Origin of the sequence: Bradyrhizobium sp. Pha-3 (assembly GCF_042258325.1) — a bacterium.
Lineage (GTDB): Bacteria > Pseudomonadota > Alphaproteobacteria > Rhizobiales > Xanthobacteraceae > Bradyrhizobium > Bradyrhizobium elkanii.
The window spans coordinates 5,383,240-5,404,669 of record NZ_CP170151.1 but is presented as its reverse complement, the minus strand read 5'-3'; the positions used below and the strand labels follow the sequence as shown (position 1 = coordinate 5,404,669).

The following is a 21,430-nucleotide window of genomic DNA, read 5'->3' as shown; positions in this document are numbered from 1 at the left end:
GGCTATCAATGACCGTCACCGTCTTCATCCGCTACCAGCTCGATCCGTTCAAGCGCGCGATGTTCGAGGAGTATTCGCGGAACTGGCTCTCGATCATCCCGCGCTGCGGCGGCGATCTCATCGGCTACTGGATGCCGCATGAGGGAACCAACAACATCGCCTTCGCGCTGATCTCGTTCGAAAGCCTTGCCGCCTATGAGGCCTATCGCGCGCGGCTGCGCCAGGACAAGGAGGGCGTCGCGAACTTCAACTTCGCGGAAGAAAACCGTTTCATCCTCGCCGAGGAACGGACATTTCTCCGCAAGGTCGAGTTATAGTGGGGCCACAACAGCAATGTGCGGGAGGCGCCCATGATCGGCGTGATCTTCGAAGTCTGGCCGAAGCCCGAGCACCGGGATCTCTATTTCGACCTTGCCGCCGAGCTGAAGCCGATCCTGGAGGAGATCGACGGCTTCATCTCGGTCGAGCGGTTCGAGAGCATCACCGAGAAGGGCAAGTTCGTATCGCTGTCATTCTTCCGCGACGAGGCCGCGGTGGAAGCCTGGCGCAACACGATCGAGCATCGCCGTACCCAGGCCAAGGGCCGCGCGCGGATCTTCGAGAACTACCGGCTGCGGGTGGCGAGCGTGATCCGTGACTACGGCCTGAACGAACGCGATCAGGCGCCGAAGGACAGCCGCGCGGTGCATGAGCCGCACTAGCGGGCGGATGCGTGGGTGCCTATCTGTGCGCGGCCAACGAATCCAGGGAGCGACCAATGCCACTGCCAACTGCTGACAAACGCGCCGCCTTCAAGAAGCTGCATGAGAGCGGGTGCTTCATCATTCCGAATCCGTTCGATGTCGGCAGCGCCCGCGCCTTGCAACATCTCGGCTTCAAGGCACTGGCGTCGACCAGTGCGGGCTTTGCCTGGACCATCGCCAAGGCCGACAACCGCGTCACCGTCGATGACGTCTGCGACCACCTGACCGCGCTGTGTGCGGCGGTCGATATTCCCGTCAATGCGGATTTCGAGGGCGGCTTCGCGGTCGAGCCCGACAAGGTCGCGGTCAATGTCGCGCGCGGCGTCAAGACCGGCGTCGCCGGGCTCTCGATCGAGGATTCCACCGGAGACGCCGCCAACCCGCTGTTCGAGCACAAGCTTGCGGTCGAGCGCATCAAGGCGGCGCGCAAAGCCATCGATGCCGACAACAGCGGCGTGTTGCTCACCGGCCGCTGTGAGGCATTCCTGTGGGGGAAGAAGGACCTCAATCTGGTGATCGAACGGCTGCAGGCCTATTCGGAAGCAGGAGCGGACGTCCTTTATTCGCCGGGCATCGCGACCAAGGAGGAGATTTCCGCGGTCGTGAAGGCGGTCGCGCCAAAGCCGGTCAATCTTCTGATCGGCGGGGCGTCCGAGCTGACGCTGCAATCCGTCGCCGATCTCGGCGTGCGGCGGATCAGCGTCGGCGGGGCACTGGCGCGGATGGCCTGGGCCGGCGTGATGAAGGCGGCCAAGGAGATGGCCGAGAAGGGCACCTTCTCCGAGTTCGCCAACGGCTATCCCGGCGGCGAGCTCAACAAGATGTTCAAGTAGACGTCACAAAAAGCAGCGGGCCGCCGGGCCCGCTGCTTCACCACTCCGGGGACGGACGCGGATTACTTGTTCTTGTCGCCGGTCGAGTCGGACGGGTTCGCCGAACGGTCGATCTCCTGCCCGGTCGGCTTGTTGGCCGACGGAGAGGCCGGCTGTGCCGGCGCTGCGCCCGTCGTCATGCCGGGCTGGCTGTTCGGCTTCGGCGTCACGTCGCGCATGCCCGGCGGCGCGGCCGGATTGGCCGGCTGCTGCTGCGCGGTCTGCGCTGACGGCGTAGTGCCCGCCTCATGCACCGACGTATTGTTCAAGCCGTAGAACAACGCACCGAGCACCACGGCCACCGCGACTGCGAACATCGCGATCTTGGTGGTGCTGGCCGGTCCCTCCTGGAGTTCCGGATCCGGCTGCAGCTCGTTGTCCAGGCTGTTGAAGCGCGCCTGACGGCGCATTTCGTCCTCGGTCAGGTTGGCGCGATACGGATCGTCAGGTTGATGGGCCATTGCAAAGTTCCTCCGTTAGCACCTCAAAGCTAAACGCATGGGACAATGGCTGGCGCGCAAGGATGTTCCGCGCCAATGTTGCAACCTGTTCATGCAGGAACCGTCGATTCCTTGGGTTCCAATCTGTTTCATGAGGCCTTTTCAATGTGGACCATGCCGCCCACCGATTCGGTGCTGCAAGTGCTCTCGTTCATTGCGGTTGCGGCGCAGTCAATGACGGCGGCGCTGGCGGCCGGCAGGCGCAGCATGGATTGGGCCGGCGTCTGCATGCTCGGCGCGATCACCGCCCTCGGCGGCGGCACCATCCGCGACGTGCTGCTCGGGCATTATCCGCTGCTCTGGGTCGCGCACCCGATCTACCTTGCGGTCGCAGCCGCGGGCGCCTTCGCCACCATCCTGCTGGCGCGGCTGGTGCACCGGCTCAACCTCGCATTCCTGGTGCTCGATGCGATCGGACTTGTGGTGTTCACCATGGCCGGCTGCGACGTGGCCTCGCAAGTCGACGTCCCGCTGCCGATCGTGATCGTCGCCGGCATAATCTCCGGCTGCGCCGGCGGCGTGCTGCGTGACATCCTCTGCAACGAGGTGCCGCTGTTGTTTCGCAGCGAGCTCTATGCCAGCGTCTCCGTGGTGACCGGACTGTTCTATGTGACCGGCTCCGGGCTACAGGTGAACGCCCAGCTCTGGACCGCGCTGACCTTCGCGCTCGGGCTGACGTTCCGCATGTTTGCGATCCGCTACCGATGGGAGATGCCGAAATTCGTGTTCAGCGACGAGGGGCGCTAAACGGCTATTTCGCCGTCCGCGCCTTCGCGACCTCGTGCGCGGTGACGGCCGGCGCCGCGTTGCCCCAGGCATTGCGGATGTAGGTCGCAACGTCCGCGACCTCCTGGTCGGTGAGCTTCGGATAGGCCGGCATCGAGCCGCCGTTCGGCGCGCGCGGCGTCGTCACGGTCTGCGCGCCGTCGAGGATGATGCGCAGCGTGCTCGCCGGATTGGCCGATTGCAGATTGGCGTTGCCGGGCAGCGGCGGATAGATCCGCGGCGCGCCGGAGCCGTCGAGCTCATGACAGGCGATGCAGGCGCCGCGATAGATGCGTTCGCCATTACTCATCTGCGCCGGCGAGGGCGGGGTGACCTCCGGCTCCGGCGCGCCGGCGGGCAGGCCCTTCAGATAGACCGCGATGGCGCGCACATCGGCGTCGCTCATCTTCGAGGTCGAATTGAGCACCACCTCGGACATCAGGGGGCCGGCATGGCTGTGCCCGTTGCGGCCGCTCTGCAGATATTCGGCGATGTCAGCTACGCTCCATGATTTCAGCCCGCTGCGCGCGGCGCCATCGAGCCTGGGCGCGAACATGCCTTGCACCACGCTGCCACTGAGCGCCTGGTCGCGCCTGTCGGCGCCGAAGGCGTTCTTGGGCGTGTGGCAGGCGCCGCAATGGGCGAGGGCCTCGACCAGGTAGCGGCCGCGATTCCATTCCGAAGCCTTGCCCTGATCCGGCTGGATGATGCCCGGCGTGAAGAACAGCGCGTTCCAGACCCGCATCAACACGCGGTAGTTCAAAGGCCAGCGCAACTCCGGCGGCGGCGCCTTGTTGCTGACCGGCGCCAGCGTCGCGAGATAGGCGCGGATCGCCAGGATGTCGTCGCGGATCAGCTTCGTGAAATACGGGTAGGGGAAGGCGGGATAATAATGCGCGCCGCTCGGCGAGACGCCCATCCGCAGCGCGCGCAGGAAATCGTCGTCGCTCCAGCCGCCGATGCCGGTATCTCGGTCGGGGGTGAGGTTCGGCGAGAACACCGCACCGAACGGCGTGTCGATCCGCTTGCCCCCGGCAAAGGGCTTTGCCGGATCAGCCGTGTGGCAGCTGGCGCAGTCGCCGGCGATCGTGAGCGCCTTGCCGCGGGCGATGACGTCGTCGGCCGGCGCGGCGGCACATTCGCTTGGCGTGAGCGCACCGCACAACAGCGCGGCGACCAGAATCGCACCCGTCGCTCGAAATCGTCGCCGCATCCAATCACCTTCCGGTCCACAAGACGCGTTACGCCATTTCGCCGCGGGCCTGTCCTGCGACAGAAACCGAAACGGCCCTGCAATATTCCCGGCACGAAATTGCGATTTTTGAGCGATGGGCCTGGTCGCCCAGAATTGTGCTGCGCGGGCCGGAAAATCCGACATAGACTGGTTCTAACAAGCTCGGATGACTAGCTAAAAAGCAGTCGTCGCGACCAGCGAAAAGAGGGCTAAATGGGAATCAACCAAGGGCCTATCAGCCTCGACCAGAAATACACCCAAGGCACCGGCCACGTCTTCATGACCGGCATCCAGGCGCTGGTCCGCCTGCCCATGGCGCAGATCAGGCGCGACCGCGCCGCGGGTCTTAACACGGCAGGCTTTATCTCCGGCTATCGCGGTTCCCCACTCGGCGGCTACGACCAGCAGCTGTTCGCCGCCCGCAAGCATCTCGAGCAGTACAACATCAAATTCCAGCCCGGCGTGAACGAGGACCTCGCGGCCACCGCGATCTGGGGCTCGCAGCAACTCGCCCTGTCGCCGGGCGCCAAGTATGATGGCGCAGTCGGCATCTGGTACGGCAAGGGCCCTGGCGTCGACCGCTGCGGCGACGTGTTCCGCCACGGCAATGCGGCGGGCTCCGCCAAGCATGGCGGTGTGCTCTGCCTTGCGGGCGACGACCATGGCGCGAAATCCTCCACCGTCCCGCATCAGTCCGACCACGCCTTCATCTCCGCGCTGATGCCCTACCTCTACCCCTCCAGCATCCATGAAATGATCGAGATGGGCCTCCTGGGTATCGCGATGTCGCGCTACTCCGGCTGCTGGGTCGGCATGAAGGTGATCACCGAGACGGTCGAGACGACCGCCGAGATCGACCTCACCGACGAAATGACGCCGTTCATCATCCCGACCGATTTCGAGCTGCCGCCTGGTGGCCTCAACATCCGCTGGCCGGACGACCGCTTCGAGCAGGACCGCCGGCTGCAGGACTACAAGGGCTTTGCCGCGATCGCCTTCGCCCGCGCCAACAAAGTCAACCGGATCACGATGGATTCGCCGAACGCGCGCTACGGCATCATGGCCTCGGGCAAGAGCTACGAGGACATCCGTCAGGCGCTGCGCGAGCTCGGCGTCACGCCAGAGATCGCCGCCAAGATCGGCATCCGCCTCTACAAGATCGGCATGCCATGGCCGCTGGAGCCGGAAGGCGTGCGCAACTTCGCCGTCGGCCTCGAGGAGATCTTCATCGTCGAGGAACGCCGCGAGATCGTCGAGAACCAGGTCAAGCAGGAGCTGTTCAACTGGCGCGACGACGTGCGCCCGCGCATCGTCGGCAAGATGGACGATCACGACAAGCGCTTCCTGACCTTCGCCGCCGAGCTCAGCGTGGCCTCGCTTGCGAGCTCGCTCACCGAAAGGCTGCTTCGACTTAATCTCAATCCTGAAATCGCCGAGATGCTGCGCGCCAAGGCCGACTGGTTCAACGGCCGCCAGTCGACGCAGATGCAGGCGACCGCGCCCGTCAGCCGCACGCCGTATTTCTGCTCGGGCTGCCCGCACAACACCTCGACCAAGGTGCCGGAAGGCAGCCGCGCGCTGGCCGGCATCGGCTGCCACTTCATGGCACTGTGGATGAACCGCTCGACCGAGACCTTCACCCATATGGGCGGCGAGGGTGTGCCGTGGGTCGGCATCGCGCCGTTCACCAACGAGAACCACGTCTTCGCCAATCTCGGCGACGGCACCTATTTCCACTCCGGCATTCTCGCGATCCGCCAGTCGATCGCTTCCAAGGCCAACATCACCTACAAGATCCTGTACAACGACGCGGTCGCCATGACCGGCGGCCAGCGCCACGACGGCGATCTCTCGCCGCAGCAGATCACCTTCCAGCTCCATGCCGAAGGCATCCGCGAGATCTATCTGGTCTCGGAGAATCCGGACGCCTATCCGGCCGATACGATCGCGCCCGGCGTCAAGCTGTTCCATCGCGACGAGCTCGAGAACGTCCAGAAGATGTGCCGTGACACCAAGGGCACGTCGGCGATCGTGTTCGTGCAGACCTGCGCCGCCGAAAAACGCCGTCGCCGCAAGCGCGGCCTGATGGAGGATCCGCAGCGTCGCGTGCTGATCAATCCTGCCGTCTGCGAAGGATGCGGCGACTGCTCGGTGCAGTCGAACTGCATCTCGGTCGAGCCGCTGGAGACGGAGCTCGGGCGCAAGCGCACCATCAACCAGTCGACCTGCAACAAGGATTATTCCTGCGTGAAGGGCTTTTGCCCGTCCTTCGTCACGGTCGATGGCGGCAAGCTCAGGCGTCGCGCGCCGCCCGAGCTCGGCAGCATCGATAATCTGCCGGAGCCAGCCTCCAAGCCCGCGCTCGACCGGCCCTACAACATCGCGGTCGGCGGCGTCGGCGGCACCGGCGTGCTGACGATCGGCGCGCTGCTCGGCATGGCCGCCCATATCGAGGGCAAGGCCTCGATGATCCTCGACATGTCAGGTCTCGCGCAAAAGGGCGGCGCTGTGCTGAGCCACGTCCGGCTCTCCGAGCACACCGCCGACGTGACCTGCTCGCGCATCGTGACCGGAACGGCCGATCTGGTACTTGCGGCCGACGAGGTCGTGGCGGCGTCGAAGGACACCATCACGCTGTGCGATGCGAGCCGCACCGTCGGCATCATTAACAGCCACGTGATCCCGACCGCGGACTTCATCCTGAACCGCGACTTCAACTTCCAGAGCCGCAAGGTCAACAGCGTGCTGGAGACCGAGCTGCGCAAGGACTCCGCGTTCTTCGACTTCACCAAGCCGGCCGAGGCGCTGCTCGGTGACTCCATCGCCACCAACATCATGATGATGGGCTTTGCCTATCAGCGCGGGTTGCTGCCGCTGTCGGCGGAATCGATCAAGCAGGCGATCGAGGTCAACGGCGTCTCGATCAAGATGAACACGCAGGCGTTCCAGCTCGGGCGTCTGGCCGCGGCCGATCCGGCGCGGCTCGCCGAGATGATGAAGGGGCAGGATGACGACGCAGCCCCGGTCAAGGCGCTGGATGCGATGTCGCTCGACGAGATCATCACCCACCGCATCGCGCTTCTGACGGACTATCAGAGCGCGCGTCTGGCAAAACGCTACCGCAAGCTGGTCGACCAGGTCCGCGAGGCCGCCGCCAAGGGCGGCTATGGCGAGGCGCTGCCGCGTGCGGTCGCGATCAACTATGCCAAGCTGCTCGCCTACAAGGACGAGTACGAGGTGGCGCGGCTGTTCACCGACGGCCGCTTCGAGAAGCAGCTGCGCGACCAGTTCGAGGGTGAGTTCAAGTTCAACTTCAATCTGGCGCCGCCGATCCTCGGCGGCGGGCTCGACGCGCAGGGCCGGCCGAAAAAGCGCGCCTTCGGGTCGTGGATGATGTCGGCCTTCAGGGTGCTGGCAAGATTCCGCTTCCTGCGCGGCACGCCGCTCGACATCTTCGGCTACAACGCCGACCGCAAGCTCGAGCGCGATCTGATCGCGGGCTACGAGAAGGATGTCGCGACCGTGCTGAACCTGCTGTCGCCACTCAACCACGATATTGCGGTCGAATTGCTGGCGCTGCCCGATCGCATCCGCGGCTACGGGCCGGTGAAGGACAAGGCGATCAAGGAGGCGAAGGTTCGCTACGCGCAACTCGCCGCCGACCTCGCCAACCCGCCGCCCGCGCCGCGGCAGATGGCGGCGGAGTAGTGTAGCCACAAGTTCGGTGTCGTCCCGGGCAAGCGAAGCGCGACCCGGGACCCATAACCACCGTTGTTCGTTGTTGCGCGAGGCCGTGGCCGCAGCTTGGCCTCGCAACACAATCCTGTGGTTATGGGTCCCGGCCTTCGCCGGGACGACATCTGTGTTTTGGGCGCGCGCACTGTGCACATGCTGCAGTCTCGCCTGACGGAATATTTCCGCGCTTGCCAAGGTCGCGCGTCCGGTTCAGAAAAACGCTCGAGCGAAGAAACGCCAGCGGAGAGCGATTTGACCATCAAGGGCAAGGCCTACATTGCCGGGATCTACGAACATCCCACCCGGCACGCACCCGATAAATCAACAGCACAGCTTCACGCTGAGGTCGCCAAGGGCGCGATCGAGGACGCCGGGCTCACCAAGGACGATATCGACGGCTATTTCTGCGCCGGCGATGCGCCGGGCGGGCTGTGGCCGATGGTCGATTATCTCGGCCTCAACACCAGGAAGCTGCGTCACGTCGACTCAACCGAGACCGGAGGCTGTTCCTATCTGATCCATCTCGGCCACGCCGCCGAGGCGATCGCCGCGGGCAAATGCTCGGTCGCGCTGGTCACGCTGGCGGGCAAACCGCGCACCGGCCCGATGCCGCTGCGCGCCTCGGGCGCCGAGGCCGATTTCGAATCCGCCTACGGGGCTACCACGCACAATGCCTATGGCATGTGTGCCATGCGCCATATGCACGACTACGGCACCACCTCCGAGCAGCTCGCCTGGATCAAGGTCGCGGCCTCGCATCATGCGCAATACAATCCGCATGCGATGCTGAAAGAGGTCGTCACCGTCGAGGACGTGCTGAACTCGCCGATGATCTCCGATCCGCTGCACCGGATGGATTGCTGCGTCGTCACCGACGGCGGCGGCGCGATGATCGTCACGACGCCCGAGATCGCCAAGAGCCTGAAGAAGCCGCTGGTGCGCCTGATCGGCCATGGCGAGGCGATGAAGGGCCCGCGCGGCGGCAAGGATCTCGATCTGACTTACTCCGCCGGCGTGTGGTCCGGTCCGCGTGCCTTCGAGGAGGCGGGCGTGACGCCGAAGGACATCAAATACGCCTCGATCTATGACAGCTTCACCATCACGGTGCTGATGCAGCTCGAGGATCTCGGCTTCTGCAAGAAGGGCGAGGGCGGCAAGTTCGTCGCCGACGGCAATCTGATCTCGGGCGTCGGCAAGCTGCCGTTCAACACCGATGGCGGCGGCCTGTGCAGCAACCATCCCGTCAATCGCGGCGGCATGACGAAAATCCTCGAGGCTGTGCGCCAGTTGCGCGGCGAGGCGCATCCGAAGGTGCAGGTGAAGAACTGCGACCTCGCGATCGCCCACGGCACCGGCGGTCTGCTCGGCGTTCGCCACGCCGCCTCAACCTGCATTCTGGAGCGTGCGTGATGTCTGAAGCGAAGAAGTACAATGCCCCGGTGACCAACCCGGAGACCGCGCCGTTCTGGGAAGCGGCGAAGGCGGGCAAGTTCATGATCAAGCGCTGCAACACCTGCAGCGAGGCACATTACTTCCCGCGCGCGATCTGCCCGTTCTGCTTCTCCGACAAGACGGTGTGGGAAGAGTCGAGCGGCGAGGCCACGGTCTACACTTACAGCCTGATGCGGAAGTCGCCGACCGGTCCGTATGCGATCGCCTATGTGACGCTGAAGGAAGGTCCGTCGCTGCAGACCAACATCGTCGATTGCGATCTTGAGAAGGTGAAGATCGGCCAGAAGGTCAAGGTGGTGTGGAAGCCGACCGACGGCGCCCCGCTGCCGTTCTTCACGCCGGCCTAGCCTCAAAAGTACCTTCCCTCCTTGCGGGGGAAGGTGGCAGCGCAGCTGCCGGAAGAGGGGTGTCTCTCCACGGATCGAGTCTCTCTGCGGAAGCAACCCCTCTCCCAAGTGAGTTTGTTGCGCAACCGATGTGGCCCTCTCCCGCAAGGGGAGAGGGCGCAATAACGGGCAGCGCTGAAGAGACAACAGTTCGGGGAGAAAACAACAATGCCGATCGTGTACGAACAGCTGATGGCCCTGAAGAATCTTGGCCAGAAATACAGCTATACCGACCGCGACGTGATGCTCTACGCCTATGGCATCGGCCTAGGGGCCGATCCGATGGACGAGAACGAGCTCGCCTTCGTCAATGAGGGCGTGCTGACGCCGCGCCCGCTCAAGGTGGTGCCGACGTTTGCGTCGGTCGCGGCGTGGGGCGCCGGTCCCGGCGAGATGAACCTCAACCGCGTCATGGTGGTCGACGGCGAGCGCGACATCACCTTCCACAAGCCGTTCGCGACCGCGGCACACATCACGGCCGACTCGACCGTGCTCGACGTGTTCGACAAGGGCAAGGACAAGGGCGCGGTGATCCGCCACCAGACCGTGCTGAAAGACGAGAAGGGCGAGAAGCTCGCCACGCTGGTCGCCTCGCGCTTCGCCCGCGGCGATGGCGGCTTCGGCGGCCCGTCCGACGGCCAACCCGAGCCGCACAAGGTGCCGGAGCGCGCGCCGGACAAGATCGTCGATATCACGACGCGGCCCGACCAGGCGCTGATCTATCGGCTGTGCGGCGACCGCAACCCGCTGCACTCCGATCCGGAGTTCGCCAAGAAGGCCGGCTTCCCGCGGCCGATCCTGCACGGCATGTGCACCTACGGCATCACCTGCCGCGGCGTGCTGCAGACCTATGCCGACTACGATCCGTCGGCCTTCAAGCAGCACGTGGCGCGGTTCTCCTCGCCGGTGTTCCCCGGTGAGACCGTGACCATGGAGCTGTGGAAGGACGGCAATGTGGTGTCGTTCGAGGCCAAGGTGAAGTCGCGCGGCGTCACCGTGATCAAGAGCGGCAAGACGGTGCTGGCGTAGCAACGCTCGACGGCCGTCGGCTCCCTCGCCCCGCTCTTGCGGGGTCGAGACGACCGAAGCTCGCGCTTAGAGGGTGGGGGTGAGGGGCCTTCTCCGCAACGGTGGTCTTGCGGACAGACCTGTACCCCCTCACCCGGATCGCAAGGGCGATCCGACCTCTCCCCGCAGGCGGGGAGAGGTGAAGAAGAAAGAACAAAACGGAGAAAACAACCATGGGATTACTCGACGGCAAGGTGGCGCTGATCACGGGCGCCGGCGGCGGACTTGGCGAAGCCTATGCGAAGCTGTTCGCGCGCGAGGGCGCGGCCGTGGTGGTCAACGATCTCGGCGGCCCGCGCGACGGCTCGGGTTCGGACAAGTCGATGGCCGACAAGGTGGTCGACGCGATCAAGGCCGAAGGCGGCCGTGCAGTCGCCAACGGCGCCGACATCTCGACCTTGGCCGGCGGCCAGTCGGTGTTCGACGATGCCATCAAGCATTTCGGCCGCGCCGACATCCTGGTCAACAATGCCGGCATCCTGCTCGACGAGACCTTCCACAAGGCCAAGGAAGCGAACTGGGACAGGGTGATGAAGGTGCACCTCAAGGGCACCTTCTGCTGCACCCAGCCGGTGTTCAAATGGATGCGCGACAATGGCGGCGGCGTCATCGTCAACACGTCCTCGACCTCGGGCCTGATCGGCAATTTCGGCCAGACCAATTACGGCGCGGCCAAGGGCGGCATCTGGGGCCTGTCCAACGTGCTGGCGATCGAGGGCCGCAAGTACAACATCCGCATCTGGACCCTGGCGCCGGGCGCGCTGACCCGCATGACCGCGGACCTGCCCCGCTACAAGGAGAACCCGGGGGCGGCGCTCGGCCCGGACGGCATCGCGCCGGCCGTGCTCTACATGGTCAGCGATTTGTCGGGCGACCAGACCGGCAAGGTCCTCGGCGTCTCGGGCCCGCGCGGCGTCCGGGAGATGAGGATGATGGAAATGGAGGGCTGGAAGCCGCCATTTGCCGGCTGGAAGGCCGAGGACATCGTCACCCACGCCAAGGACATCTTCTTCTCCGAGGAGCAGATCAAGATGGGCGCGCGCCGGTTCTGATGTATACCGTCATTCCGGGGCACGCGAAGCGTGAACCCCAATGCGCAATTGCGCATTGTGGAATCTCGAGGTTCCGGGTCTGGTGCTGGCGCACCATCCCGGAACGACGGACCAGAGGATAGATGCCAAATGACCAAACTCACAGCCCAGGCCGCAGGAACCTTTGCGATCGCGCCGACCCCGTTCCACGATGACGGCCGCATCGATGAGGCGTCGATCGACCGGCTGACCGATTTCTACACCGATGTCGGCTGCGACGGCGTCACGGTGCTGGGTATCCTGGGCGAGGCGCCGAAGCTCGATGCCGCCGAGGCGGAGCAGGTCGCGCTGCGCTTCGTCAAGCGTGCCAAGAAGCTGCAGGTCATTGTCGGCGTCTCGGCGCCGGGCTTTGCCACGATGCGCTCGCTGGCGAAGAAGTCGATGGATGCGGGCGCCGCCGGCGTCATGATCGCGCCGCCGCCGCACTTGCGCACCGACGACCAGATCATCGGCTACTTCAAGCAGGCGCAGGAAGCGATCGGCGACGATATTCCCTGGGTGCTGCAGGACTATCCGCTGACGCTGACCGTCGTGTTCACGCCGGCGGTGATCCGCAAGATCGTGATGGATTCGCCGTCCTGCGTGATGCTCAAGCACGAGGACTGGCCGGGCCTGGAGAAGATCTCGACCTTGCGCAACTTCCAGAAGGACGGCTCGCTGCGGCCGCTGTCGATCCTGGTCGGCAATGGCGGCCTGTTCCTCGATTTCGAGATGGAGCGCGGCGCCGACGGTGCCATGACCGGCTATGCCTTCCCCGAGCTCCTGATCGACGTCGTCAACCTGTCCAAGGCAGGAAAACGCGATGCGGCGCATGATCTGTTCGACGCGCATCTGCCGCTGATCCGCTACGAGCAGCAGCCCGGCGTCGGTCTCACCGTGCGCAAATACGTGCTGCAGAAGCGCGGCATCATCTCCTCCAGCGCGCAGCGCAAGCCCGGAGCTGTCATCACGCCGCAGGCAAGGGCGGAGGTCGACTATCTCTTGTCCCGTGTGGCGCGCGTCGACCGCCGCGCCAATCTGCAACCGCAATCCAGTGCAGCAGGCTAATCATGACCGAGATCGTTGCCCCGCGTCTTGCTTCGACCGTGCTGCTGCTGCGTGACGGCACGGCGTCACGTGAAATCGAAGTCTTCATGATGGTCCGCCATCACCAGATCGAGTTCAACTCGGGTGCGCTGGTGTTTCCGGGCGGCAGCGTCGACAAGAACGACAAGGAGATCGCGGCCGATCCCGCGCTCTATTCCGGCGGGGAAGGGCTCGACGGCGACGCGCTCGGCTTCCGTATCGCGGCGATCCGCGAGACCTTCGAGGAGAGCGGCATCCTGCTGGCGCGGCCGGTAGGCTCGAAGGACCTGGTCGATGCAAAGCGTGCGAACGAGATCGCGACCGCGCATCGCGCGGCGTTGAACGAAGGCAAGATCAGCTTCCTCAAGGTGCTGACCGACAACGGCATGGTGCTCGCGCTCGACGAGCTCGTGCCCTATGCGCACTGGATCACGCCGGAGGGCATGCCGAAGCGCTTCGACACCTGGTTCTTCCTCGCCGCCGCGCCACCCGAGCAGCTCGGCGCTCATGACGGCAAGGAATCGACCGACTCGATCTGGGTGTCGACCCGCGAGGCGCTGGAGGGCGGCGAGACCGGCCGCTTTAAGCTGCCGTTCCCGACCACGCGCAACCTTATCCGGCTCGGCAAGCAGCCGAACGTCGGCGCCGCGCTTACCGACAGCAAGGGCAAGCCGATCGTCGCCGTGATGCCCGTGATGACCAAGACCGCCACCGGCCGCCAGCTGCGCATCCCCAAGGAAGCGGGCTACGACGGCGAGGTGTTCGACGTCGGGGCGCTGGGGTAGCGTGTTATCCTGAGAGACGGCGAGTGCATGATTTGCAGGCGGCGCAACATACTCGATGTCGTCCCGGCGAAAGCCGGGACCCATAACCACCGATCTTCATCGTTGCGCGACGCTGTGGCCGCACCTTCCTCCAACAACACAACCCTGTGGTAATGGGTCCCGGCTTTCGCCGGGACGACGATGGGAAGGAGGATCGCTTTCTCACCACACTTCGGTCTGCACCGAAGGATCATCACGTTGCGGCGATGTAGAGTCCGTCTCAACCATCGAGACGGAATCCCGCCAATGACTACCACCCCACACCAGCCCAACATGGGCTTCGAGCTCGCCTTGCTGCTCGCGCTCGCCACCCTGTGGGGCGGCTCCTATAGCTTCATCAAGCTTGGTGTCGCGACCATCCCGCCGATGACGCTGATCGCGGCGCGCACCGCGATCGCGGGGCTCTTGCTGCTCGTCATCATGCGGATGCGCGGTGTGACGATGCCGACCGATCGCGCGACCTGGCGCCGCTTCATCCTCCAGGCCTGCCTCAACAGCGTGATCCCGTGGACGATGATCGCCTGGGGCGAACGCTTCGTCGACGCCGGGCTCGCCACCATCCTCAATTCGGCCTCGCCGATCTTCACCTTCCTGTTCACCGCCGCGATCACCCGCCACGAGGCCGCGAGCCCGCGCAAGCTGTTCGGGGTGATATCAGGCATGGCCGGAATCTGCCTGATCGTCGGCGTCGATGCGTTCCGCGATCTCGGGCAGGGGATCGTGGCCGAGGTCGCGATCGTCGCCGCCACCATCTGCTACGCCTGTGCCGCGATCTTCAGCCGCGGCTTCAAAGGGCTCGATCCGATGGCGCCGGCGGCGGGTTCGCTGATCGCGGGCGCCGCGATCCTCGTTCCGCTCAGCCTTGTCGTCGAGCGGCCCTGGACGCTGTCGCCGTCGACGACGTCGCTCGCCCCATTGCTGGCGCTGGCGGTGTTCTCGACCGCGATCGCCTTCGTGATCTACTTCCGCCTGATCCAGACCCTCGGCTCGGTCGGCACCACCGCGCAAGCCTACTTGCGGGTGCCGATCGGGGTTGCGCTCAGCGTCATGTTGCTGGGCGAACGGCTGAGCCCGACGGCGTGGATCGGGCTCGCCTGCGTCGTGATCGGCGTCGCCGCGATGACGATTCCTGCACGAAGGATCGCCACAGCCTGACGTCATCGCCGCGATGACGATTCCTGCGCGTAAGATCGTCGCCACCGCCTGAAGTTTCGCCCGCTGAAACCGGCGCCTTGCTGCCGTCAGGCAATCCCTGCATGCTGCCCGCAAAGAAATCACAGGGCGGGAAACGGGACGATGTTGCGGCGGATCAGCCTCATTGCCGGTGTGTGCATGGTGTTGCTGGCGATGGCTGGCACAGTGCGCGCGCAGGACTTCCCGAGCCGGCCGATCCGCATCGTCATTCCCTACGCGCCGGGCAGCGTCGCCGACGTGTTCGCGCGCATCATGGCGCAGGACATGCAGGAGCAGTGGAAGGGGACGATCGTCGTCGAGGCCAAGTCCGGCGCCAACGGCTCGATCGCGGCCGAGGAGGTCGCACGCGCCGCGCCCGATGGCTACACATGGCTATTGGTGACGACCTTCTTCACCGCAAGCCCGGCACTGAACACGCAGCTGCGCTGGGATCCGGTCAGGGACTTCGTGCCGGTCGGGCAGATCTGTCTCGCTCCGAACTTCTTCATCGTGCCGACCTCGCTGCCGGTGAAGACCGTCGCCGACTATGTCGCGCTGGCCAAGGCCAAGCCGGGCACGCTGAACTACAGCCATCCCGGCAAGGGCTCGACCGGCCATCTCGGCTTCGAGCTGTTCAAGCGGCTCGCCGGGATCGACGTCACCGCGATCGGCTATCGCGGCTATCCGCAGATGGTGCCCGATATCGCGAGCGGCCTGATCACCTCGAGCTTCCTGTCGGCCAACCAGGCGCTGGCCCAGGTGCAGTCCGGGAGCATCAGGATCATCGGCGCGATCAGCGACGGCCGCTCGAAATACTTTCCCGACGTGCCGACCGTGGCCGAGCAGGGCTTTGCCGAGGCGCAGGTGACGCCGTGGTTCGGCTTCGTGGTGCCGGCGGGCACGCCGCAGCCGGTCGTCGAACGCATCAGCGCGGCGCTGGAAACCGCGCTGGCCTCCGCCGAGGTGCGCAAGAAGCTGGATGTCGCCGGTTGCGACGCCCGGAGCGCGCCGCTGAAGCAGTTCGCCGACACCATCACGGCGGACGTTGCGCTGTGGGCCAGGGTGGTCAAGGAGGCCGGCATCCCGCCGGACTGAGCCCCGCCGCCCTGTGCCGGATTAGGCCAGCGACCGCCCCGGGGTGACACCGGTCACACCGGCCTGCAGCATGTTTCCCCAAAGCCCGTAATTTCCCGTATATTGGGGCCCATTGGACCCCGGCCTTGATGACATGACCGCTGAATTGCCGCCGAATTCGCAAGCGCCGCGTGCGTTCTCCCTCTCCATTGGCCAGCTCACGTTCGGCAGCTTCCTGCTGGTCCTGGCTGTGATCATCATCACATCGACCGCCAGCGTGATCGCGATCCGTCACATCGATACGACCTTCGCCGAGCTGCAGCGGCTGCAGAGCGTCGGCGACATCGCCGAGGATATCGACCGCCGCATGAACGAGCTGCGGCTCGCGGCGCGCGATTTCGTCACCGAGCCGGGCAGCCAGTCGGTCCAGGTCGCGGAGGCGGCCCAGTCGCTGAGCGAGATCCTGAAAAAGACCCGTATCAAGCTGGCGCCCGAGCAGCAGGACATGATCGACGGCGTCACCCAGCGTCTGGCGACCTATCGCAACGGCATCGAGCGCATCTCGGCGCTGCTCAGTCGCCGAGCCGAGCTGGTCGCCGGGCTGCCGCCGCTGCGCGACGTCTTCGACAAGGCGATCGCCGCGAGCAACGACGCGGCGCTGGCCAATGCGCTGTCGCAATCCCAGAGCCGGATTGCCACCGCGCTGCTGGCACACAACACGTCCGCCGCCGAGCAGGCCGCGCAGAGCATGCGGGCGATGACCATCTCCGATCCCGCGCTGCGCGGCGCCGTCGACAATTATGCCGAGGCGATCATCGCGGTCTCGGTGCGCGAGGGCCAGATCGCCGACATCGACAAGGAGGTGCTCGGCGCCGAAGGCCGGCTGATCCAGAAGGTCACCGAGCTGCTCCGCGAGCTCAGCTCTCGCCGCGGCCACGTGCTGTCGCGCGATTTTGCCCGGACGCTGGCTGAAGCAAAATGGCAGAGCATCGTGCTCGGCACGGCGGGCGTGCTGATCGGCCTGTTCGCGTCGGTGCTGGTGGTTCGCCGCACCGTCCGTCCGCTCGCCAGGATCGCGGGCTCGATCCGCAAGGTCGCCGGCGGCGAGAAGAGCGCGTTCATTCCCGGCGCCGACCTCGACAACGAGATCGGCGACATCGCACGCGCTGCCGAAGTGTTCCGCCAGACCCTGGTCGACGCCGACAGCGCGCGCGAGGCTGCGCTGCGCGCGCTCGCCGAGCAGCGGCTTGCCGAGGAGAGCTACCACAAGCTGTTCGAGGCATCGGTCGAGGGCATCTACGTCACGACGCCGGGCGGCACGCTGCTCAACGCCAATCCGGCGCTGGCGCGGATGATGGGCTATGGCACGCCGCAAGACCTGATCAAGGGCATCGACGACATCGCCACCACCGTCTATGTCGATCCGGCGGCGCGCGAGCAGTACCAGCAGCTGATGCAGCGCGATGGCATGGTGCGTGACTACGAGTATCAGGTGCGCGCGAGCGACGGCACGGTGCTGTGGCTGTCCGATTCGGCGACCGTCGTCCGCAACGACGAGGGCGAGGTGGTCCGCTACGAAGGCACGGTGCGCGACATCACCGACCAGAAGCGCGCCGAAGACGCGATCGCCGAAGGCCGGCGGCTGCTGCAGATGGTCATCGACACGGTGCCCGCCGTCATCAACGTCAAGGACCGCGACCTGCGCTACGTGCTGATGAACCGCTACATGGCGGGGATCTTCGGCATCGAGCCGCAGGACGCGATCGGCCAGACCACCGGCGATTTGATGTCGCGCTACGGCGCGGCCAAGACTGATGAGAACGACAAGCGCGTCCTGTCGGCCCGCCGCGAGCTCGGCTTCTATGAAGAGGAGTACAAGGACGTCGCCGGCAACATGCGGCAGTGGCTGGTTAACAAGCTGCCGATCCTCGACGCGCAGGGCGACATCGAGAACATCGTCACGGTCGCGCTCGACATCGGCGAGCGCAAGCGCTCCGAGCAGGAGATGCGCAAGGCGCGGGATTCCGCGGAGGCCGCGCTGCGCAATCTGCGGGAAACCCAGAATTCGCTGATCGAGGCCGAGAAGCTCGCCGCGCTCGGCCGCCTGGTGGCCGGCGTCGCCCATGAGGTCAACAATCCCGTCGGGATCAGCCTGACGGTGGCGTCCGCGCTGGAGCGCAAGACCGCGAATTTCGCCACCCAGGTCGAGCGCGGCGACCTGCGCCGCTCCAGCCTCAACGATTTCCTGAACACGGCGCGCGATGCCTCCTCGCAACTCGTCGCCAATCTCAACCGCGCCGCGGAGCTGATCCAGTCGTTCAAGCAGGTCGCCGCCGACCGCAACTATTCCGACCAGCGCACCTTCGATCTCGGCGATCTCACCGAGCAGGTGGTGATGAGCTTGCGGCCTGGCCTGCGCAAGCACAACCTGACGCTCAACATCGATTGCGAGCCGAACCTGATCATGAACTCCTATCCGGGACCGTATGGCCAGGTGCTGACCAATCTGTTCCTCAACGCGGTCGCGCATGCGTTCCCGGACGGCAAGGCCGGCGAGGTCGAGATCCAGGTCCACGCCGCCGGCGGCGACAATGTCGAGGTGATCTTCGCCGACAATGGCTGCGGCATGAGCCTCGACGTGCGCCGCCGCGCCTTCGATCCGTTCTTCACGACGCGGCGCGATCAGGGCGGCACCGGGCTCGGCCTGCACATCGTCTACAGCATCGTCACCACGCGGCTCGGCGGCCGGCTCTCGCTGGATTCCGCACCGGGCAACGGCACCCGCATCCAGATGATCCTGCCGCGCGTCGCACCGCTGGAGCAGGCCGCGGAGTAGGCACGAAGCGTAGTGCCAAGCGCGCGTTTGCTCTCGATCCGTCATCCCCGCGCCTTGCGCGGGGGTGACGGATCTAGCAGCTAGCTTCACACCGCTAATTGATATCCGCGAGCTTGTGCAGCGTGGCGCCGAAGATCAGGCTCGCCTTGCCGACCAGTGCGGTCCCACTCATGGTGCCGCGGGTGTCGGTGAAGGTGCCGGAGACGCCGATGCCGACGGGCGCAGGCCCGCCGAACAGCGGGTTGTCGGTGTCGCGCGGCGTCGTGTGGCGTTGCACAAGGACCTCGCCCTTGAAGGCATCGCCCTTCACCGTGTAGCTGCCGGTGTAGTAGAGATAGGCGTCGCCGCCCAGAATCTGGCCGTCGCGGAAGAGAATGACGCCGCTGCCCTTACCGACGCGACCGTCCAGCAGGGTGACGTGAATTGAGTAAAGTCCGTTCTTCATGACGTCCCGATTGCTGGCCGCCGCGCCCACGGCAAGCCAGTTGGTTTTTTATGCCAAAGCGAGCAACCTCGTGCAATGCGGCAGGTTGATTCCCGGGTGTCCCGCGTTCGGGTGACACCCTCGGTTCCTGCCAGGCAGTGTGACGGCGCGATGACAGCGGACCGTACGCGCGAATCAAAGTGGCCCGCGAAATGCATAGCTCTGGTTGCACTGGCCGGTGAGTGCTGGAGCAAACACATGTCTGACTGGATTGAATCCGGTGGCCATTGGGCACGCCCTCGCAGGCTCAATGGAACTTCGGCCCGTCATGCGGGCCACGTCATCGTATTCCTCGGGTTGATAACGCTGGTGTTGGTCGCGGCCGCGCGAATCGCGCAGGCGCGCGATCCCGACGGCCGCTACGCCAATTCGCCGCTGAAGGAATGGTTCGACGGCCTGCGCAGCGGCAAAGGGCCGTGCTGTTCGGATGCGGACGGCACAGCGGTCAGCGATGTCGACTGGGAATCCAAGGACGGGCACTATCGTGTCCGCCTCGACGGGGCGTGGATCGATGTCCCCGACGAGGCCGTGGTCACCGAGCCCAACCGGGTCGGTCGCGCCATGGTCTGGCCGATTCCGAGCTACATGGGCGTGACGATCCGCTGCTTCATGCCAGGCAGCATGACTTAGCGCCGCACGCGTGGCTCACACGTATTTCTGGTCGCGCTCGAGCAATTCGATCGAGATGCCCTGCGGGCCGCGGATGAAGCAGATCCGCACGCCGGGACGGATCGTGGTCGGCTCCTTGGTGAATTCGACGCCCTTGGCCTTGATCTCGGCCGCGACCGCGTCGATGTCCTTCACCGTGAGCCCGAAATGATCGAGCCCCTGATAGGGCGTCACCGGCGCGGCGTTGACGCCGTCGCCCTGGGCCACCTCCGCAATGAACACCTTGGCGCCGCCGAGCTGGACGTCGATGCGGCCGGGGCCGCGGATGATCTCGCCGCCGAGAATGTCGCGCAGCCAGGTCGCGGTGGCCTCGGGATCGGGACTGCGCAGGTGGACGTGGTCCCAGGTGACGACAGGCATTGCGATCTCCTTGTTGTTCTCGCGCCGCTTCGGCGCGCGGCACTCGCTCTCAGGCGACGCGAACTTAGCGAGCGCCCGGCCGTGAGGCCATCCCTCCGTGCTGCGGGCCGCAAGATTGTCGTCCCGGAATGAAACCATTGCGGCCGTCGGCGATTGTCCTCGCGTGGCCGCTCGACCTGCGGCCGCCCCGGAAGCCGCGCGGTGCGGCTTCCTTCTCTGTGTGGGGGCGGCCCGATCAGGTCGCCAGGGTGAGGGCACGACGATGCGGATCGGCTTGGCGTCGTTTCGGAGGTTGGCCGCCGGACGTCTCGGTGAGGGCGGCTTCTACGCCAGCCTGCTGCTGCCGCTGATTGCGCTCGCCGGGATCGCCGCCTGGTTCATGCTCCCCGAGCCGAGCGACGCCGGAGACCAGGATGTCTGGCCGGTGTCGTCCAGCATCGTCCGCACCGCGCAGAACGCCTCGATCGGCGCGCAACCCGCCCAAATCACAAATCAGGCCGCGAGGGATGCGCTGGCCGCACCGGCGGACGAGCCGACCACCGTCGGCGTGGCCACTGCCCCACAGGCGGCAGAGGAGGCCAGGCCGTCCGGGCCTGGCGCTGAAAGGTCGCCGCTGGACAAGCTGCGGATCGCCTCGCAATCGTGGCGGCGCGGCGGCTTGGGTTCAAAGGCGCTTGTCACCCTGACGCTGCGCAATGCCAATGATTTTGCCGTCAAGGATATCGAGATCGCCTGCGCCTTCATCCGCCGGGACGGTCGGCCGCTGACCGAGCGCAAGCGGCTGATCTCCGACACCATCGCCATGAAAAGCCGCAAGACCTACTCGCAGATGTTGGTCGGGTTCGTCAATGTGAACGCAAACAAGGCGAAATGCTCGGTCGTGACGGCGAGCCGCCTTTAATTCCCGGCATCTCGAAAAAGTGACCGCGAATTGACTTGTCGGGTGAACCGTAACGGCCGGACAGGAACTAACTAATAAACCAGCCGTTAGTGAACGACCCGGGAGCGCGGACCGCGTCCGGGTGATCATGCGCAGACGATGAAATCGCCCGCGCGATGACTGATGTCGTCTCGCCGAGATGAACCGCGCCCGCTGCGC

The 21,430-nt window shown here is 65.5% G+C and carries 20 protein-coding genes; 16 read left to right on the top strand and 4 right to left on the bottom strand.

Features of this window, described 5'->3' with window-relative positions:
• The first annotated feature begins 8 nt into the window (after window positions 1-8).
• From ACE10X_RS25535 to ACE10X_RS25525, 3 genes are read left to right on the top strand one after another with little or no spacing between them, the layout of a single operon-like run.
• Window positions 9-317 carry an NIPSNAP family protein gene (locus ACE10X_RS25535; protein WP_016839914.1) on the top strand — a complete coding sequence of 103 codons (309 nt, stop codon included), beginning with the start codon at window positions 9-11 and terminating at the stop codon, window positions 315-317.
• 33 nt (window positions 318-350) lie between these two features.
• The gene (locus ACE10X_RS25530) at window positions 351-701 is read left to right on the top strand and encodes an antibiotic biosynthesis monooxygenase (RefSeq protein ID WP_080583412.1); all 351 of its coding nucleotides are present in this window, start codon (window positions 351-353) and stop codon (window positions 699-701) included.
• A 56-nt stretch (window positions 702-757) separates the two neighbouring features.
• Window positions 758-1,576, top strand: coding sequence for an oxaloacetate decarboxylase (locus ACE10X_RS25525; RefSeq protein WP_375763028.1), 819 nt, complete (start codon window positions 758-760; stop codon window positions 1,574-1,576).
• Window positions 1,577-1,638: 62 nt separating this feature from the next.
• Here ACE10X_RS25525 and ACE10X_RS25520 read toward each other — a convergent pair whose 3' ends face one another.
• The gene (locus ACE10X_RS25520) at window positions 1,639-2,076 is read right to left on the bottom strand and encodes a hypothetical protein (RefSeq protein ID WP_304557810.1); all 438 of its coding nucleotides are present in this window, start codon (window positions 2,074-2,076) and stop codon (window positions 1,639-1,641) included.
• Between the two features lie 144 nt (window positions 2,077-2,220).
• Here ACE10X_RS25520 and ACE10X_RS25515 point away from each other — a divergent pair, with 144 nt between their 5' ends.
• The gene (locus tag ACE10X_RS25515) at window positions 2,221-2,862 is read left to right on the top strand and encodes a trimeric intracellular cation channel family protein (RefSeq protein ID WP_304557811.1); all 642 of its coding nucleotides are present in this window, start codon (window positions 2,221-2,223) and stop codon (window positions 2,860-2,862) included.
• A 4-nt stretch (window positions 2,863-2,866) separates the two neighbouring features.
• On the opposite strand, the gene ACE10X_RS25510 is transcribed toward ACE10X_RS25515, so the two are convergent.
• Window positions 2,867-4,093 carry a c-type cytochrome gene (locus tag ACE10X_RS25510; RefSeq protein WP_375763027.1) on the bottom strand — a complete coding sequence of 409 codons (1,227 nt, stop codon included), beginning with the start codon at window positions 4,091-4,093 and terminating at the stop codon, window positions 2,867-2,869.
• Window positions 4,094-4,327: 234 nt separating this feature from the next.
• On the opposite strand from ACE10X_RS25510, the gene ACE10X_RS25505 reads away from it, so the two are divergent.
• The 10 genes from ACE10X_RS25505 (at window position 4,328) to ACE10X_RS25460 (ending at window position 18,818) form a co-directional block, all read left to right on the top strand.
• On the top strand, window positions 4,328-7,822 hold the full coding sequence (locus ACE10X_RS25505; protein WP_375763026.1) for an indolepyruvate ferredoxin oxidoreductase family protein: 3,495 nt from the start codon (window positions 4,328-4,330) through the stop codon (window positions 7,820-7,822).
• 279 nt (window positions 7,823-8,101) lie between these two features.
• Complete coding sequence (locus ACE10X_RS25500; RefSeq protein WP_375763025.1) at window positions 8,102-9,259, top strand: thiolase domain-containing protein; 1,158 nt, start codon at window positions 8,102-8,104, stop codon at window positions 9,257-9,259.
• Window positions 9,259-9,648, top strand: a complete 390-nt coding sequence (locus tag ACE10X_RS25495; protein ID WP_038385886.1) for a Zn-ribbon domain-containing OB-fold protein — start codon at window positions 9,259-9,261, stop codon at window positions 9,646-9,648. The genes ACE10X_RS25500 and ACE10X_RS25495 overlap by 1 nt, the downstream gene beginning before the upstream one ends.
• A gap of 207 nt (window positions 9,649-9,855) precedes the next feature.
• Window positions 9,856-10,716: a MaoC family dehydratase gene (locus tag ACE10X_RS25490; protein WP_038385885.1), complete on the top strand. Its 861-nt coding sequence runs from the start codon at window positions 9,856-9,858 to the stop codon at window positions 10,714-10,716.
• Between the two features lie 212 nt (window positions 10,717-10,928).
• On the top strand, window positions 10,929-11,807 hold the full coding sequence (locus ACE10X_RS25485; protein ID WP_038385884.1) for an SDR family oxidoreductase: 879 nt from the start codon (window positions 10,929-10,931) through the stop codon (window positions 11,805-11,807).
• A 129-nt stretch (window positions 11,808-11,936) separates the two neighbouring features.
• Window positions 11,937-12,893 carry a dihydrodipicolinate synthase family protein gene (locus ACE10X_RS25480; protein ID WP_018272087.1) on the top strand — a complete coding sequence of 319 codons (957 nt, stop codon included), beginning with the start codon at window positions 11,937-11,939 and terminating at the stop codon, window positions 12,891-12,893.
• Between the two features lie 2 nt (window positions 12,894-12,895).
• A complete protein-coding gene (locus tag ACE10X_RS25475; protein WP_038385883.1) occupies window positions 12,896-13,696 on the top strand; it encodes an NUDIX hydrolase in 801 nt (266 codons plus the stop codon).
• A gap of 285 nt (window positions 13,697-13,981) precedes the next feature.
• Window positions 13,982-14,890: a DMT family transporter gene (locus ACE10X_RS25470; protein WP_375763024.1), complete on the top strand. Its 909-nt coding sequence runs from the start codon at window positions 13,982-13,984 to the stop codon at window positions 14,888-14,890.
• A gap of 141 nt (window positions 14,891-15,031) precedes the next feature.
• Window positions 15,032-16,003, top strand: a complete 972-nt coding sequence (locus ACE10X_RS25465) for a tripartite tricarboxylate transporter substrate binding protein (protein WP_038385881.1) — start codon at window positions 15,032-15,034, stop codon at window positions 16,001-16,003.
• Between the two features lie 133 nt (window positions 16,004-16,136).
• Window positions 16,137-18,818 carry a PAS domain S-box protein gene (locus ACE10X_RS25460; protein ID WP_375763023.1) on the top strand — a complete coding sequence of 894 codons (2,682 nt, stop codon included), beginning with the start codon at window positions 16,137-16,139 and terminating at the stop codon, window positions 18,816-18,818.
• Window positions 18,819-18,912: 94 nt separating this feature from the next.
• Here the strand turns inward: ACE10X_RS25460 and ACE10X_RS25455 are convergent, their stop codons facing one another.
• Window positions 18,913-19,263, bottom strand: a complete 351-nt coding sequence (locus ACE10X_RS25455) for a GrlR family regulatory protein (protein WP_026192881.1) — start codon at window positions 19,261-19,263, stop codon at window positions 18,913-18,915.
• Between the two features lie 237 nt (window positions 19,264-19,500).
• On the opposite strand from ACE10X_RS25455, the gene ACE10X_RS25450 reads away from it, so the two are divergent.
• Window positions 19,501-19,932, top strand: coding sequence for a hypothetical protein (locus tag ACE10X_RS25450; RefSeq protein ID WP_244435862.1), 432 nt, complete (start codon window positions 19,501-19,503; stop codon window positions 19,930-19,932).
• Between the two features lie 15 nt (window positions 19,933-19,947).
• On the opposite strand, the gene ACE10X_RS25445 is transcribed toward ACE10X_RS25450, so the two are convergent.
• Window positions 19,948-20,331: a VOC family protein gene (locus ACE10X_RS25445; RefSeq protein ID WP_028339253.1), complete on the bottom strand. Its 384-nt coding sequence runs from the start codon at window positions 20,329-20,331 to the stop codon at window positions 19,948-19,950.
• Between the two features lie 97 nt (window positions 20,332-20,428).
• Between ACE10X_RS25445 and ACE10X_RS25440 the strand changes: the two genes are divergently transcribed.
• Entirely contained in the window at window positions 20,429-21,232 is an 804-nt protein-coding gene (locus tag ACE10X_RS25440; protein WP_375763022.1) for a hypothetical protein, read from the top strand.
• The last annotated feature ends 198 nt before the right edge of the window (window positions 21,233-21,430 follow it).